The sequence below is a fragment of the Thermomonas aquatica genome (genome assembly GCF_006337105.1).
Classification (GTDB): domain Bacteria; phylum Pseudomonadota; class Gammaproteobacteria; order Xanthomonadales; family Xanthomonadaceae; genus Thermomonas; species Thermomonas aquatica.
The window spans coordinates 1,581,644-1,597,949 of the sequence record NZ_CP040871.1 but is presented as its reverse complement, the minus strand read 5'-3'; the positions used below and the strand labels follow the sequence as shown (position 1 = coordinate 1,597,949).

The 16,306-nt window shown below is 63.8% G+C and carries 13 protein-coding genes; 1 reads left to right on the top strand and 12 read right to left on the bottom strand.

The genetic code is table 11. The features are described from left to right. Window positions 1-322: 322 nt before the first annotated feature. From FHQ07_RS07710 to FHQ07_RS07690, 4 genes are all read right to left on the bottom strand, one after another. Window positions 323-1,627, bottom strand: coding sequence for a 5-methylcytosine restriction system specificity protein McrC (locus tag FHQ07_RS07710; RefSeq protein WP_139716257.1), 1,305 nt, complete (start codon window positions 1,625-1,627; stop codon window positions 323-325). Window positions 1,628-1,630: 3 nt separating this feature from the next. Next, on the bottom strand, window positions 1,631-2,767 hold the full coding sequence (locus FHQ07_RS07705; protein WP_139716256.1) for an AAA family ATPase: 1,137 nt from the start codon (window positions 2,765-2,767) through the stop codon (window positions 1,631-1,633). Window positions 2,768-3,321: 554 nt separating this feature from the next. Next, complete coding sequence (locus FHQ07_RS07695) at window positions 3,322-5,346, bottom strand: Eco57I restriction-modification methylase domain-containing protein (protein WP_240703447.1); 2,025 nt, start codon at window positions 5,344-5,346, stop codon at window positions 3,322-3,324. Window positions 5,347-5,549: 203 nt separating this feature from the next. Further along, window positions 5,550-6,644, bottom strand: a complete 1,095-nt coding sequence (locus FHQ07_RS07690; RefSeq protein WP_139716253.1) for a DNA adenine methylase — start codon at window positions 6,642-6,644, stop codon at window positions 5,550-5,552. A 697-nt stretch (window positions 6,645-7,341) separates the two neighbouring features. Between FHQ07_RS07690 and FHQ07_RS07680 the strand changes: the two genes are divergently transcribed. Next, complete coding sequence (locus tag FHQ07_RS07680) at window positions 7,342-8,172, top strand: hypothetical protein (protein WP_139716251.1); 831 nt, start codon at window positions 7,342-7,344, stop codon at window positions 8,170-8,172. 16 nt (window positions 8,173-8,188) lie between these two features. Here the strand turns inward: FHQ07_RS07680 and lnt are convergent, their stop codons facing one another. From lnt to bufA2, 8 genes are all read right to left on the bottom strand, one after another. After that, complete coding sequence (gene lnt / locus FHQ07_RS07675; RefSeq protein ID WP_206202304.1) at window positions 8,189-10,651, bottom strand: apolipoprotein N-acyltransferase; 2,463 nt, start codon at window positions 10,649-10,651, stop codon at window positions 8,189-8,191. Between the two features lie 5 nt (window positions 10,652-10,656). Then, on the bottom strand, window positions 10,657-11,319 hold the full coding sequence (locus FHQ07_RS07670; protein ID WP_206202303.1) for a hypothetical protein: 663 nt from the start codon (window positions 11,317-11,319) through the stop codon (window positions 10,657-10,659). A 1-nt stretch (window position 11,320) separates the two neighbouring features. After that, window positions 11,321-12,424 carry an SGNH/GDSL hydrolase family protein gene (locus FHQ07_RS07665; RefSeq protein ID WP_139716250.1) on the bottom strand — a complete coding sequence of 368 codons (1,104 nt, stop codon included), beginning with the start codon at window positions 12,422-12,424 and terminating at the stop codon, window positions 11,321-11,323. A 238-nt stretch (window positions 12,425-12,662) separates the two neighbouring features. Further along, window positions 12,663-13,607, bottom strand: a complete 945-nt coding sequence (locus tag FHQ07_RS07660; RefSeq protein WP_054665630.1) for an IS481 family transposase — start codon at window positions 13,605-13,607, stop codon at window positions 12,663-12,665. Window positions 13,608-13,691: 84 nt separating this feature from the next. Beyond that, complete coding sequence (locus FHQ07_RS07655; protein ID WP_139716249.1) at window positions 13,692-14,192, bottom strand: DoxX family protein; 501 nt, start codon at window positions 14,190-14,192, stop codon at window positions 13,692-13,694. Between the two features lie 10 nt (window positions 14,193-14,202). After that, entirely contained in the window at window positions 14,203-14,952 is a 750-nt protein-coding gene (locus FHQ07_RS07650; protein ID WP_139716248.1) for an HvfC/BufC N-terminal domain-containing protein, read from the bottom strand. Beyond that, window positions 14,949-15,794 (bottom strand): MNIO family bufferin maturase, encoded by an 846-nt coding sequence (bufB, locus tag FHQ07_RS07645; RefSeq protein WP_139716247.1) that lies wholly within the window; start codon window positions 15,792-15,794, stop codon window positions 14,949-14,951. Before bufB ends, FHQ07_RS07650 begins: the two co-directional genes overlap by 4 nt. Before the next feature lie 58 nt (window positions 15,795-15,852). Beyond that, window positions 15,853-16,149, bottom strand: a complete 297-nt coding sequence (gene bufA2 / locus FHQ07_RS07640) for a BufA2 family periplasmic bufferin-type metallophore (protein WP_139716246.1) — start codon at window positions 16,147-16,149, stop codon at window positions 15,853-15,855. Window positions 16,150-16,306 lie beyond the last annotated feature (157 nt).

The window sequence follows — 16,306 nt, the reverse complement described above, 5'->3', positions numbered from 1 at the left end:
TGATTTTGCGTGACTCTATCGTCGATTCGGTACCATTAGTCTCTGACGCAGAGGTTGGTAAGCCCGTGTGGCTTGTCACTGCTTGAAGCCGATCGCTGAGCCGGGTTTTGTAATCACCACTGGCGTGGGAAGGCTGCCTGCATCGCGATGGCTTTGTCATAGGTCGCTTGCGAACGCGCCTCCAGAGCTTCGACGACGTATGTTCCAACTTGGAGCCCCGAGGCGGCAGCATACGACCTTCGAGGAAATGTTTCCGCTTGGGAGCGCCTTGCTCGAGTTGTATAAATCTCGTACGCGAACAGAAGGTCATCAGACTACGGCTCTACCGAATTATCTCAGCGATGCTACTTGCCAAATTTCCAGCAAAGGCCTTCAAAGCGCCTGTCCTGGAGATGTGACGAGTTTCGATTTGGATGCCCACGATCTTTACAGCGTCTACCTGCACTTTTTCAAACTCGGTGCACGCACCCACAGGTAGCGGTACATCACCTAGCTGGGCCGGATAGGCAAGAACCACCAAGTTGCAACCTGTGGCCCTAGAAAAGGCTAGTGCCTCATACATGTCAGCCTCCGAGATGCGGAGCTGCCCCTTCTCTATGTGCCCCTTGTACTTGGCGTCGAGAAGCAACCGGGGTCTGGCGCCCTCGGCTTCGATCACGCAGTCGGGAACGACCGTTACGTTACGCACAGCACCCGTGGTCGACTTGACCCTAGTGCCCAGCGTGAAGCCCTTTTGAGGCACCACTGCAGAACGTCCGAACCCGAGGCGAGCCGCTACCGTTAATAAGTCCTCCCACACCCGCCAGGTCGAAACGAGGTAACCAGGCGCGTGCGCTTGACCCTGCTTATAGTTGAGACCCAGTCCTCCAAGCACATCGATGGAAAGCTCGTGCAATGGCTTCCACGCCCTGTGCCTCGCAGGGAGCGACTTACGACGGTTGGCAGGGCCGCTTTGTGGTGAAAGGTCTTCGATCAGCCGCACCAAGGAGCCTGCGGCTGATGGGTCGCTCACCTCGGGCAGAAGCCCCTTGGCAGCCGCCACGATGTCTGCATTCCAGCCATTGCGCCGATCAAAGCGGATGACCTCCTGCTCAAAACCATCGGGTGATGGAAAGATGAGATCCACAGGATCTGGATCGCCATCAATGAAGAAGTCTGCCTCCCTCACCCGGCGGTAGCTGCGCAGAGGGCGGCGTTTTCTGGCCTCGTACATGCTCGTGATGGATCGGGCCACCAACGTGGAGAGGTCGCGCGGTGCACCACCTGAGGCCGATAAGCGCTCGGTCGCAAGAAGCCGCCCATGCCGTGAGAGCGTGGAGAGAAAGAAGAAGTCCTCTCGCCAGGTGGCGTCAGCGTCATCAAGACCCAAGAACTTGGGTGCGACTTCCAGTTCAAGCGCTGGGGCTAAGCGGATGAGGCCAGCAAAGTCGATGGCTCGTGCGCCAATGGCATCAACACTAATGGGATTGTATTTGAGCCCCAAGTTCGATGCGGCACGGTTGCCAGCCTCAATCAGGAGGCTGTTGGCTTTCGTGCGATCCACACCAATCGCCGCGCCAATTTCTCGACTCAGATCAACGGGTGATCCGTACTCGACAAGCGATAACCGTGTTCGGGTATGCGCCACACACTACCCCTTCGCAAAGGCCCTCAGGGCGGGGTAGATGTTGTCTTCGTTGAAGTTGGTGGGGCCTTCAAGCCTGAACCGCAAATCGTCCGCGAAAGTTGTCTCAGAGAGTTGGAACGGGTTGAAGGCGGGGCCATCCAAAGCATTGAGGGTTGCGGCAATGCCTCGTGTATCTCCGAAGAAGACCTCTTCAATGTGGGCCCGCATTTTGGCCCACCCCACGCACAACGTACCCAGCGCCTCAGGCAGAGGCAGCGTTTGAGGCTTCACATCCGACATCAAGACGCCATGACCGATCTGGAACTCGGGGCCTCGGCCTAGCGAGATTTGTCCGTTGACGACCGCCCAAGCCCTCGCCGACGCCTCCAAGGCATCAGTGACGCTGACGAGGGGATCGGGCAAGGTGTTGGCACCCTTGGCCCCCAGACCATAGAAGTCCCTCAACGCCCTCTCATCGGGTTCAAGTCTTAGCGGCTCCCAGCGACGCAAGAAAGCCACATCCAAGGGCTCCACCGACGCATCGGCTTGGTTCATGGCGGCCAGGATGTACAGGTCATGCGGCAAGGCGTACTCGATCACATCGCCCGTCGCGGGGTCGAGCATTTCAAAAAACTGGGTTTCGGACCGTTTGGAGCCATCTACGGCCAAGCGCTTGTCAGACTCCATGGCCACGATGGCTCCGCCGAAGACCTGCACAGCGGGGCCTCGGTTGATCTCGTCGATGATCAATAGGGCCGCGCCACCGTCTGCCTTGGCGTGCTCACTCGCACGGTAGAGCGTACCCTTCACGATGGTGAAGTCCGGGGCGCCTGCCGCCTTGTTGACCGCCGGCGTGATGCCAGACAAAAAGTCTCGGTATTTGGAGTTCTGGTGAAAGACCGTCCGAAAGACCTTGCGATTCGTCTTCGTAGGCGCAGGAATATCCTTGACGGCACCGCCTGCGGCAGGCGGAATCGGGATGCCACCCACTGGATTGAGCTTAGGCGCACCACCTGCGGGAGCAATGCCAAAGGCTGTTTCAAAAGCCAACGCCACCTCGGCCAACAGCTTCGATTTTCCCGTCCCAGGAGGACCCGAAATCAAAACGTTCCGAGAGCGGGCCAGCAGTTTTAAAGCCAACTTGCAGTCATCAGTTTCCATTGCAGAACCTGCCAGCGGTAGTGAAGTCTCGGTAGCCAATCACAGCCCGGTTGACTGCACGCTTGGCGTCTAGGCAATCCAACAGTTCTTGAGCAACCACCGGGTCCCACGCGCCCTTGACGCGTAGAGTCCTTTCTTCGGCAAAGAAGGGCCACACCGTATCATCGTAAAGTTGTATTAGCAGTAGCAAGACTCGATTCGTCGGACTGCCCAAGGGCATTCGCTCAGTATCAAAGCATGAGAATTTCGGGACCTGGGAAATCCAACCCTCGCGTGGCCGCGACTTTGTAGGAGACATGAACTGAGCCGTCCTTGAAAGTGTCTGCTCCACTCCCGGTTCGTTCCAGAAAAACGTACCTTGATGCGCAGTTTTTCCGCGTCTGATGATCTTGGTCGGGAAGATCTTCTCAACGATAGGCAATACCTCTTCATATGGAAATCTGAAGTCTCTTGCACCCCCACCAGACGCGGTGTCGTTCGACTCCGCTTTAGCCTTTCTCCGATCCCCATCAACGATCTCTTTGTAGAGGAATCGCGCAACGTCATTCGCTTTGCTACCCATGAACTCGGGCTCCTTCTTCCTCAATTTCATCGCTCCCGAGAGCAAGTTCCGAGGGCACATACGCCATTGCCCCCAACGCAAGAGCCTCTGCCGCACGGCGCGACCAAACTGCACCCCGACTCGATATGCGTTTTGCCACAGCAGTCAAAACACTGTCTCGGGTGATCGTGGACTTACTTTCGCCAGGCAAAGCGGTCTGACCTCGATCCAAAATCGGAAAATCTTGGAGAATCAGCTCTACGTCACTAATGTCGAGTCCATATGCAACAGCTACTTCTGCATCGATCTCAGCACGAAGTTGGGCCATGCGCGCCTGGGTTTTACGGCTGGAACCTGCATGATCGAGCGCCTGCAATTCACGAGTGACACTCACCAGTTTTTTCCATGGTAAGCCGTCTTTTGTCACCTTCGGCAGCGGCACGCTTTGCAGCAGAAAGTAGTTCACCGTAGTGGTGAGCACACGCCTGAGCATCCAGTCAAAAGCAAAGCTATTTGCAATGGCCGCCCATACTAGCAGTCGCTCTTCTGACGAGTCCTCAGGAAAGAGGATCGTGGGTACCTTGTTGCCACAGACCACACCCGCAGGAATCACGGTCGCCATGAGCGAGCGTTCGTTGGTCTGGCCCGCGATGTCGCAGAAACCCACCCGCAGCATGCCTGTTCGGTGCTGATTGGCACGAGGCACGTCCGACGAGCGAATCCAAAATTGCGGCGAGATACGTGAGCCACCGATGGGGAAGGCCTTCCACAGAGCACTGCGGCCAGTGCCCGACACGTGACCTTTCACGCCAAAACGGTGAGCCTGCACCATGCGACCTTCAATTAAAGGCAGTGCTCCACGGATGGCACGGCCCAGGAATTTGGGACGCTCCTTCGTCATATCAACTTCGCGACAGAACTTCGGAGTCCAGCCGCAACCAGGCTCCTCCCACGAGGTGCCTGCTTCTGCAATCTTGGAAAAGAGCTTCCACTCCGCAATGCTTCGAACTTCAGGGAGGCTCAAGTCGTCTCGAATGGCCGCCAGTGCCGCACGGCCGATGGTGGCCGTGCCCGTGATTTCCAAACCTGTGGAAGTGCCGCGCTCGTGCAAGAGCTTTATGGGCTCTCGCTTGCTCCTTCCGTGGCCTGCCTTCACGAGAGCCATCGCAAGGAACTTGAACCGTGTATCGATAGCAAAGAACCTGGCACGGTTATCAATGATCGAGAGCGATACGCTTTGGGTCGCCTCAAAAATCTTCCGACGCATGGCTTGTGTCCCTTGCGAGCGGATGAGCCCACCTGGGATGAGTGCTGCCACGACACCTTGCCCTTTGCACAGATCAAAAAAGAGGTCTGTAAAAGCGATATAGAGATCGGGCTCTCCATTGCCCAGATCGGGATAGCGCGCCAGCAATCGCCGCGAGTAGTCGGAGACCTCATCGCGCTGGGTGGCAAACCGATCTTCATCCAACCCGCGAATCTCGGCTCCGTAGTGGCGCTTCGCACCTGAAGACTTCAAGAATTCGTGCCGTGAGAGCTTGACCTTCTCCCAAGGCGGATTACCGATCACTGCATCAAAGCCATCCGGAGCCATTGCTGCCCAGACCTTATGATCAGCCATCAGGCTATCGCCACAATGCCAGCGGGCTCTCATCGCTTTGAGGGCTTCTAGATCGTCGGTGAAGGATGCCAGGCTCAACAAGGCCGCGCGAAGCGAATTGGCCGATAAGTCCGCCGCGCACACACCATGAGCGAGCCAGTGCGCAGCCTTCGCTCGATCCAGACCACACACCGCATGAGTTAGGGCTGCCAACAAAATTCCCGCGCCGCTCGCTGGATCAATCACCTTGCTCTTGTGGTTGAGTTTGGGCGCGGCAAGCTGTGCCAAACGCGTAGCGAGGCGAAAATCCGTGTGATACGCACCCGTGTTCTTTCGATCCTGCTCACGCAGGGCCTCGCGTGCCAATGCGCTCAGTGCCAGCGCGTGATGGATAGGCGATCTTTCGATGGCACTTGCTACAGGCGCAGCCAGTTCCAAGAGCTCAGCTGCAGGCTTCTTGCTTTGAACACCAAAAGCTATATGAAAAGACACTAAGTCAAACCCACCGAACCGCGCCGAAACGGCCTCTAATACTTGAAGTCGAAATTCAAAGCCGGCGGGCCCACACCTACCACCAACTGCCCTAGTCAGGGCCGCCTCTGCCGGTGCTAAGTACTCTGCTTCAATGGGCCGTGGAGCACTCATGCATAGCTTTCCACAAAGACGGGTTGGATAGTCTTGAGGGTCTTGGTTTCGGGCTTTGGAAGCTGCGCTATGGACCGCTCCACCACTATCAAGAATTCGCTCACATCAGAAGCGGTACTGCTGGCCACCTTGTTGGGTCGATAGCGACCGATGGCGCCCAAAGGGCGCATGGTGGACTTGCCGATCTTCGAAAGTTCGGCCTTCATGTCCTGCATGCAGATGTGCCCTTCACTGCTGTACGACAAGAGCACCCTCTCAGCCTTCAGGCTCTGCACCAGGCATGAGAGCGTTTTGAGTGCACGAGTCTTGTAGCAGAAGTCCGAAGCCCGATCTTTCCAAGGCCGCAGGCCCGCAACGCCCTCGACCTCTGGCTCATCGCCTAGGGCCACCGTTTCAAGGATGTGGTAGTAGCTGGCATATTGGCGCTTGGTGTACGGAGGGTCTAAGTACACGAGGTCTTGAGCACTGTTGGGCACCTCAAACACATCGCCCACGGTGGCTTCCACGCGCACACCGTTGGTTTTAAGCTCACGGCAACGCATGGCGATCTTGTCCTGAGACTGGCTAGTCCACTTGGAGAGGAAGCAGCCAAAGGTGCCTGCAATATTGGCCACCCGGTTCAAAGCCCCAAAGAGGTCTGCAATCAGTAAACGCTCTTCCACCTCGTCGATGGTGCCAGCCTCGCTCCAATCGGCGATCAGGGCTCGCATAGCATCGATTCGGGCCGCATTCTCTTCGGTGAAGTAGCGCCGCTCGATGCCGCAGGAGTCAAGCGATGCGGGGCTGTACTCGCGCCACATAAAGCCGTGTTTAGGCTTGGCGGCGTTGATCTTGCCGATGGCTTTGGAATAACCACCCAGCTTCTTGAAGGCCGCTTGTTCGTGGCTAACAAGCCGGGCTCCCGCAGAGATCACTGCAGAAAGCAGGTTGTCGTTGATGCGAACGTTCCAACCGAGCTCTGCGGCGGCTTCAGCGACTGCTCCGGTGCCGCAGAAGGCATCCACAAAGAAGGCACCCTTCGTAGGGTGCCCCATGTAGGCGCTGATCTGATCGATAAGCCTTGACTTCGACCCGATGTAGCGGAACGTCATGTTGTCTTCCTCGCTTGAGCGTTCCGAGCAACAAGACCCCACTCGTAAATACGCGAGTCAATGCACCTGACCATATCCACCCCTACTTGCTCTTAACAGCCCCAGACGATGGTCTGCCTCTTGTTGTCTCCCGCCCTGGCAGGGCGAAGAGACTTGCTTGTTTACCTGCGTGCCGCTGTTCAGCGAATGACCGCATGAACTCGCGCAGCACTTCGGAAGCGTCCCGATTCTCCGCCGCACACGCGCTACGAAAGGCGTCCCGGAGCTCGCGCTCGACACGGATTCGGAGTCCGACGTCCTTCATAGCCATGCTGGGATCATAGCCAATGGATACACGCGTGTGTATCCAAAAGCCGGGCCCGTTGAATCAGGTTAGAGGGGGCTTGGCGCACAGGCTGCGACCAGGCTGGCAATGCAAGCTCTGCGGGGGAGAATCATGCACCTCTCGGTAAGCTTCTGACGCGGCCATAGTCAGCCCAGAAGTGAGTCAGAATGCGAGTCAGATATTGAACCTAAGCACGAGATAGCTGAGCAAATTCAACACCGTAGCAAGGCAATGTGGTTGATGGTGGGCCCACCATCACGCGGTGTGACCAACGCATCGCCCGGCGGGGCGAACGGCATCGGCCGCCGGCGCGCATCCGCACGCCGCCCTAGCATCCGTGGTCATCGCCATGACCACGACAGGCACGTCCCGATGCTCAAGCCGCTCGCCGCATTCGTCTTGTTCTTGCTGTCCGCGCCGTCGTTCGCCGACGAATGCGAAGCCAACTTCAAGAAATCCGGCAACCCGCTGGTGATGACCACCTACAGCAGCGCGGTCACCATGCCGAACCTGTCCACCCGCGATGCGCAGGCGCAGATGCGCGGGATCCTGGTCGCCGAGAAGATGGACGTGCTGGCCGACGACGTCGAAGGCGGCACCTTGCTGGTCGAGCAGCGGCAGTCGGACAAGGCGCGGCCGATCCCGACCACGGTCACGGTCAGCGAGGTGGCGGCCGGCACCCGGGTGGAGATGTCGGTGAAGATGGAGCGCGGGGTGTTCTCCAAGGTCGAGCAGATCCGCCCGTACATGTGCGGCTTGCTGGCGAAGCTGAAGGGCGGCAAGGAAGGCGTGGCCGCGGCGAAGAAGGGCGCGGGCGCGAGCAACAACGAAGCCACCGCCAACCAGGACGTGTTCGCGTTCTCGCGGATGATCGCCAACGAGGCGAACAAGAACGCGATCGCGGTCAACGCGCGCCACAAGGGCCGCAAGTACACGCTGACCGGGCGCATCGACACGCTGATGGAGGACGGCGAGGACTACAACCTGGTGTTCGACATCCCCGAGGTCAGCGAGATGGCGATCAAGCCGCTGCCGTTCCAGGCGCAGTTCCGGGTCGGCGTGTCCTGCCTGTTCCGCCCCAACCAGCTGGCCACCGTGCTGGCGCTGCGCGAGGGCCAGAAGGTGACCCTGACCGGTGCGGTGATGAAGTACGACAACTTCCGCAAGGTGATCTGGCTGGAGAACTGCACCAGGGCGAAGTGAGCCGCGCGCTGCGCGATCAGCCCGCCAGCATCCGCCATAGCAGCCACGCCGGCGCGCCGATGAAATACAGCGCGCGCGCGATGCTCTGCAGCGCCGCGCGCACGGCGCCCGCCTGTTGCGGGCGCAGCAGCAGCGCCGCCAGCGCGCCCAGCTCTACCATGCTGCGCAGCAGCGCCGCGTACAGGGTCATGCCGATGGTCCACGCCGCCCACCAGATCAGCAACCCCAGCAGCCAGGCCTGCAGGCCGAAGCTGTAGTACTCGCCGAAGGTGCCGCCGAAGGCGATGTGCTGGTGCAGGCGGAACGCCGGCAAGGCCAGCAGCAGCGGGAACAGGGCGAACTTGCAAAGCGGATGGTCGATGCGCCAACGCGGCGCGTCGGCGCGTGCCTGCGCATCGGCCAGCGCGAGGGTGTTGCCGCGCGTGTTCGCGATCGCCGGCGCGCCCGCGCGCTGCAGCAGCGCCGCCAGCTGCGCGGGATCGTGCGCGCCGCTGGCGCAGTCCAGTGCAGCGCCCGAAGCCAGGCGCAGGCGCAGGCCGGGCGTGGGCAACGGCAGCGTCCACGGCGTCACCGTGGCGATGTCGCGCACCGGCACGTGGCGGTTTCCATCGCGCCGGGAAAACAGCAGGGCGTCGCCGTCGATCCGCACCTGCGCGCGGTGCCTGCGGCGCAGCCAGCAGCCGCACAAGGCCGGCAGCGCCACGCCGTAGCCGAACCATGTCAGCTGCGCCAGCGCATGCACCTGCAGGCCGTCGCGCACCAGCATGCGCCAGCCGATCCACGCCAGCGTGGCGAAGCTCGCCAGTTGCAGCAGCACCAGCAGGGCGCGCAGCGCGGGCGCCAACAACACGATGTCCGCATGCTCCGGCGTATCGGCAGTGGCAGCGACGGCTTGTGCGGCGGTCGCGCATCGGCGCCGCCACAGCGCGTGCAGCGCCAACAACAGCAGGCCCGCCAGCCCCGCCGCGCCAACCCAATTCCCCCACGCCACCATCAAGGTGCGCGGCGGCGTACGCACCGGCAGCGCGACCGTCAGCAGCGCCGGTGCGCCGATCGCGGTGGTCGCAACGCGGGTGCCGGCCGGATCGATCGCCGCGCTGATGCCGTTGGCGGTGACCCGGAATTGCGGCAGCCGCGTCTCGATGCTGCGGAAGGCGGCGACCGCCAGGTGCAGCTGCGCGCCCTGCGCATGCGTGCTGAACCAGGAATCGTTGGACATGCCGAGGATCGCCTGCGCGCCCAGGCGTGCGCCGTCGATCGCCAGCGCGGGATCGACATCGTCCAGGCAGATCAGCGGCTGTACCGGGATCTCGCGGCCATCGGCCAACTGCAGCGGGAACACGCGCGCGCCGTCGCCACGCTGCCAGGTACCGGTCCACGGCAGCAGACGGCGGAATGCGGGGCCATCCAGCCAGCGCGGCACGTATTCGGTCAGCGGGAACGGATCGCTCTTCCGGTACATCCCCAGCGTGCGGCCATCCGGCGCGAGGAACGCGGCGGCGTTGTACTCGCCGTCGGCGTCGATGTCGTAGCTGCCGAATACCAGCGGCGCGCGGATCGACGCGACGAAGTCCGCGATCTCACGATCCAGCAACGCGCCGTCCTCGCTCTTCGCATGGCCGTACGTCGTCGGATACACGGTCTCCGACCACAGCACTGCGTCGGCGTGTCCCTGTTCGACCGCCGCGCGCGACATCGCGAAATGGGTGTCGAGCACCTCGCGCACCACCGCATACGCACCACGCTCGCGGCGCAGGCGTTCGTAGTCGACGATATTGGTCTGCACCATCGCCACCCGCAGCGGCTCGCCTGCGTTCGCATGCGCTGCGATCGCGGCTGCGCGCCAGCTACCGTAACCGAGCCATGCGAGCAGGATCGCGGCGATGGCGAGGCTCGGTCGCGCCCATCCGCGCGTGCCGTCGCGATGCTGGCGGATCGCGACGACGATGCCTTCGTTGACCAGCAACAGCACGAAGCTGATGCCGGCCGCACCGCCGAGGTCGGCCAGCTGGCGCAGCGGCAATGACGGATACAGCCCGTGGCCGAGGGTGTCGCCGAGCAGTTTCGGCAGCAGCCATTCGCAGCCCGTCCAGGCGCAGGCGCCGGCCAGGGCGCGGACCGCCGCGCCATGCCGTTGCCCGGCGAGATGGCGGACCAGCGCGAACGCCAGCAGCTGCGGCTGCAACACGGGCGCCGCCAGCAGCAGCACCAGCCAACCGCCGATCGCGCCGAGTCCGGTGAACTCGCCGATGGCGAAGCCGAACCAGCCGAACGCGGCCGCGACGAAGGCGATGCCCATCGCCACGCCCGCCGCCAGCGCGCGCAGCGCTGTGGTGCACGCATCCAGCGCCAGCAACCACGGCACCAGTGCGACGAAGCCGAGGAGGTAAAGGTTGCCGCCACGGGCATACAGCCCCAGCAGCAAGGCGCTGGCCAGGACGCCGGCCAGCAGGCGCCAGCCGGATCGGAGGGAATGCACCGGGTTCAGGACGAAGCGCCCGGGCCGGCTTGCGGCGGCGGGATGCGCACCTGCCGGATCGGCAGGCCTGCCGGCGCATTGGCCGCGCGCACGACGCGATCCGCGGGAATCGCCACCGGCTGGCCGGCGCCGTCCACGAACTGGTAGTCGGGCGAATACATCAGGATCGGTTCGATCGCCTGGCCGTCGTCGGTGGCCTGGTAATGGCGCACATAGCCTTCCGGCAGCACGTAGTCCTCGGGCACCGCCAGGCCGACCAGCGGCGGACTGGTGCCGGGCGGATTGAAGGCGCCGAGGCCGGTATGGATGCCGGCCCGGTGCAGGCCCTCGATGACCTCGCCCATGCTCGGTGCGGGCGTGCCGGGCACGACGACCGAGGCCAGGTCGTCGGCGGCGGGCCGGGCTTGCGCGCGGCGGGGATGCAACGGTTGTCTTGCCATGGCCGCGGTCCGGGAGGCGTCGATGTCGCCCGAGTCCTGCTGCGATCGAGGGCCGCGTCCGTCGGCGCCGGCGCGCGCGCGCGCCGGTTCGTGCGCCGCGAAATAGACCACGCCGCCGATGCAGGCCAGCAGCAGCGTGCCGGCCAGCATGCGATACCCGCGCCCGGCGCCAGCGCCGCCCTGTTCGGGCGGCGTGGCGGGCCGTTCGCCGGGCCGCTGGACTGTCACGTTACCTGCGCGCCTTGTTGGCGCTGGCCGGTGCGTACAACGACAGCAACCAGCCCATGCGCTCGTGCCCGTACAGGTTCCAGATCGGGTTCTTGCCGCCGCTGAAGCTGGTGTAACGCGGCGCTCCGGAGCTGGTGGTGCCGCCGAACAGGCCGGCGGTGACCGTGCTGCCCTGGTAGGTCGGGTGCACGTCGTCGGACTGGATGTAGTCGGCGCTGCTGCTGGACGAGATGAAGTGGGCGTTGGCATCGCGCAGCGTGCCCTTCAGCGTGCCGGTGATGCGCGCCACGTAGCTGGCCTCGCTCTCGCCGGCGACGTACTTCAGCGCCTGCGAATCGACCTGGCCGTCGCCGTTGCTGTCGTAGTCCGCGCCCATGTATTCGGCGAAGTTGTCGACGCACTTGAAGCCCTTCTGCCGCGCGTACTCGCACATCCAGTAGTTCATGCGCGCGATGTACGGCAGGAACCTGTCGCGCAGGTTGACCTTGGCGCCGGTGGTCGGGTCGTTGCAGGAGCTCTGCACGTTGTCGGCGTTGTAGCCGGGGTAGTACAGGTTGGCGACGATCTTGACCTTGGTGCCGCTGTACGCGTTGGCGTTGATGTAGTCCATCGCCGCCGCCACGTAGGTCTTGCAGTTGGCCTCGGCGGTGGCCATCACGTTGTAGTTGCAGGTGCCGGTCTGGCCCTTGAAGCTGGAACGCGCCTGCAGGCCGTCGTTGCCGCACATCTCGAAGGTGACCACGCGCGTGCTGCTGGCCTGCATGTAGGAACGTTCGGCGACGATCTTGTTGTTGTACACGTCCGAGGCCACCGCGCCGGACTTGGTGCGGCGCACGCTTTCGACGTCGGCGTTCCACAGCGCGGACAGGTATTCGGCATCCACCGTCGGCGCCGAGTACTTGGCGGCGCTGAGGGTGGAGCCGTTGTAGCCGGCGTAGATCGAATCGCCGTAGGCGACCACCCGGTACTTGGCGGTGGTGCCGGAACGGTCGATGGTCCACGACACGTTCTGGTTCAGGGTATTGGCCAGGGTCGGCGCGCACAGCAGGGTCAAGGCGATGCCAGCGAACAGCGGACGAGCGGTCTTGCAGACACGTGAAGACATGATCTGCCCCTCAAGGAAGTTGTGTTGTAGTCGGTGGCGCCGGCCGGCGGCCTGCGCGATGCGGTGCAACTGCCAACTGCGATGGGGAATCGGCAGCTGGCCTCCCCTAGCCCTCCCCGCTGCCTGACCATACGCTAGCGTCTTGTCCGGGGGCGGTCATCTTGCGGCGCAGCACGCTTCGCGTGTGCTGCAGCGCACGCTTTGCCCGTGCGCTGCGAATGCCGGCGGCGATGGACGGCTAGCTGTGTAAACCCACCACGTTGTTCAGTGGGATTCGGGTGATGGGTGGCCTGTAGCCAAGGCTGGCATGTGGTCGATGCCAGTTGTAGTGATGAAGCCAGCCCTGCAGCGCGTGGGCTCGCTGTTCGGAGTTGGCGTATGAGCGGGCGTAGGCCCATTCGCGCAGGCTGGTCTGCACCAGCCGCTCAGCCTTGCCGTTGGTGCGTGGGGTGTAGGGGCGCGTGCGCAGGTGGCGCATGCCCAACCGACGGACCAGACGCCGGAAGCTACGCGATCTGTAGCAGGCGCCGTTGTCGGTCAGGACGCGCTCGAATTGCACGCCCAAGCGTCGGTAGTAGCGCACCGTCCGCAACAGCGCCCTGCACGCGCTACTACCGCGCTCGTCCGGCTCGATGGAGCCGAACGCCACGCGGGAGTGGTCATCGATGGCCAGATGGACGTATTCCCAGCCGATGCCATCGGAGTTGACTTGGCGATTGCCGGTGACCCGATGCCCCGGCTGTCGGAAACGAGCAAGCTTCTTGATGTCCAGATGCAGCAGCTGGCCGGGCAAGGCGTATTCGTAGCGGTTCTCCGGCGCTGCCGGCTGCAGTTCGGCCAAGCGGTGCAGGCCGGCGCGACGCAGCAGCCGGGCGATGGTGCTCGGGGCAACAGGCAGTTGCCCGGCGATCTGCCGATACGTCTGCCGTGAGCGGCGCCGCTCGATGACGTGCTGCACAATCTCCTGTGGCGTGGCATGCGGGCAGGAGCGTGGCCGAGAGGACCGGTCGACCAAGCCTTGCGGACCTTCCTCCTTGAACCGTCTGAGCCACTTGTAGGCCGTGCGGACGCTGACACCGGCCGCATGCGCTGCTTCTTCGACGCGAAGGCCCTGAACAAGGATGCGGTCCACGAGCAGGGCTCGACCGCGCGGGCTCAAACGGGCATGTTTATGCAGGTTCATCCGGGGCTCCTGGGGGCTGGGTTGGCTTCGCAACCCCCATCTTCCAGAGATGCCCCGGATGAACAACCTACCGAGAGATCACAGCTAGCGCGTGCGCAGGCGGCCGGCGATCGCGTGGTCAAGGCTGGCCTTGCCCGGGCCGGCCATCAGCAGCCAGAACAGCACCGCGACATACAGCACTTCATCGAGTTCGACGAATTCGTCGAGGGTGGAGATGGTCGGCAGCACGACCACCGCCAGCGCCACCAGCATGTTCACGATCATCGGGATCGTGACCAGGCGCGTGCCGAGGCCGAGCAGCAGCAGCGCGCCGCCGACCAGGTCGACCGCGCCGGAGGCGGTGGCACTGAGCATCGGGAAGGGAATGCCCCATTCGACGAAGCGCTGCGAGAAGAATTCCAGGTTGTGCAGCTTGGCCCAGCCGGTTTCCAGCCAGAACCAGCCGAACACCAGCCGCAGCAGCAGCGGGCCGAGCCATTCGAAGCGGGCGACGGCCGCGCGCAGCCGCCACAGCGGTGCGAACGGATCCCGCGGCCTCTCGGTCGCGGCGGGAGTGCGATTGGCGTAGGTGGCGCAGCGTTGCATGGCGGTGTCCTCAGCTGTCGTGTGCGGTATCGGGGGCGGCGAGCAGGCCATCGGCCAGCCAGCGCTTGAGCAGGGCGGCGGCGCGCAATGCACTGGCGTCGCCGTGATGGGTGGCCAGACGCGTGCACAGTTCGCCGAATGCAGCGCCATCGTGCAGCGCGCGCAGGGCATCGGCTTCGTCGGCGTCGAGCAGTCGCCAATGCACGTCGAGGCCGGCGCGCCACAGCAGCCAGTCGCGATCGGCAGAGCGCGTTGCGGGACACGGCTTGCCGTCGCGCAACCGCAGCCTGCGGGTGGCAAGCAGGCGCGTCGCCGGATGCAGCGACAGCCGCAGCGCAGGCCATGCGTCCGCGGGCAATGCGGCGATCGCCTCGACACCCAGCGGGATTGCATCCGCGGCGTCGAAGCATTCGCCCTGCAGCCATTCGAAGCGGGCGAGTTCGTGCACGCCGCGCGGCACGTCGGTGCGCGCCGCCAGCCAGCCGGCGAAGGCGTGGCCGAAATGGCAGACGGACGGTTGCGTCGACGGATGTGCCGCGATGTAGGCACGCGCAAGCACATCGAACGCATCCTCGCCGAGCGCGGTGCGGGTGGCCGGGAAGTCGTTGCCGAGCACGTCGAGCAGGCGCAACACGTAGGCATCGGCGTAGATGCGCAGGCGATGCGCGGCCAAGTCGTCGTCGACGAACGCGACGATGCCGGCATCGCCCTGCAGCAGCCAGACCTGCATCGCGTCTTGCACGGCGGAAAGCGCGTTCATGCCGCTACTCCAAGACGCGCCTCGTCGGCGATGCCGCGGGCGATGGCGAGTTCCGCCAGCAGGTCGTGCAGCGGCGGGATGCGGTCGTCGCGCTCGATCATCGCCGGCACTTCGCCGAAACGCCGCTGTGCGTGCGCGAACAGCGTCCACACCGCGTCGCACACCGGCGCGTCGTGGGTGTCGATCAACAGGCCGGAGCCGAGCGCATCCTCGCCGTGGCCGGCCAGGTGGATCTGTTTGACCGCGTGCACCGGCAGCGTGTCGAGCCAGGCGATGGCGTCGATGCCGTGGTTGTGCGCGTTGACGTACACGTTGTTCACATCAAGCAGCAGGCCGCAGCCGGTCTCGGCGACCAGCGCCGCAAGGAATTCGGCTTCGCCCAGCGTGTCGCCGGCGAAGCGCAGGTAACTGGACACGTTCTCCAGCACCAGTTGCGTGCCAAGCGCGTCCTGCACCTGGCGCACGCGCGTGGCGACGTGGCGCAGGGTCTCGTCGTTGCAGGGCAGCGGCAGCAGGTCGTGCAGTTGCACGCCGTCGTGCCGGGTCCAGCACAGGTGGTCGGAAATCAACGCGGGGCGCACGCGCCTCGCGAGCTTTGCGAGTGCGCGCAGGTAATCGCGGTCGAGCGGATCGCTGCCGCCGATGTTCAGCGCCACGCCATGCATCGCCAGCGGCCAGCGTTCGGCGATGCGGTCGAGCATCGCCAGCGGGCGGCCGCCTTCGACCAGGTAGTTCTCGCTGACGATCTCGAGCCAGTCGACGGCGGCATCGTCGCCGCGCAGCAGCGCGTGGTAATGCTGAGGGCGCAGGCCCAGGCCGAAGCCGTGCAGGGTGCGGGTCATGGTCGTGTCCGTCGTGGGGCGTGGCGCCCGTCGCGGGGACGGGCGCACGCGCTTCAGATCAGGCCTTCTTCGCCTCGGCCTTGGCCGGCTTCGGGATCTCGAACTTGCCGCCGGCGACCTTGCAGTCCTTTGCGGTGGCTTCGGTGAAGCCTTGGCCCTTGCATGCGTTCTGCCCCTTGCAGGCATTGGCGGCGCTCTTGCAGGCACCGTGGCCCTTGCAGGCGTTGGCGCCCATGCAGTGGCCCATCTGCGCCTTGGCGGTGGTGCCGGCGTGGGCAACGGGTGCGCCGGCGAACAGCGCGGCGGCGGTCATGGCCAGCATCAGGCCGGAAGCGGTGGCGGTCTTGGTATTCATGCGGTGATCCTCGGGATTGGAATGGAAGTGGGTGTTCGGGCACCGCGTGGGGGAGGTGGCGGCGCCTGCGTATTCCATGCCGATGGTGCTGGTGGCGATATCCCCGCGAGTCCGACCGATATGCCCGAGCGTCCGCCAACGGCGAAGCGTCCCGAGG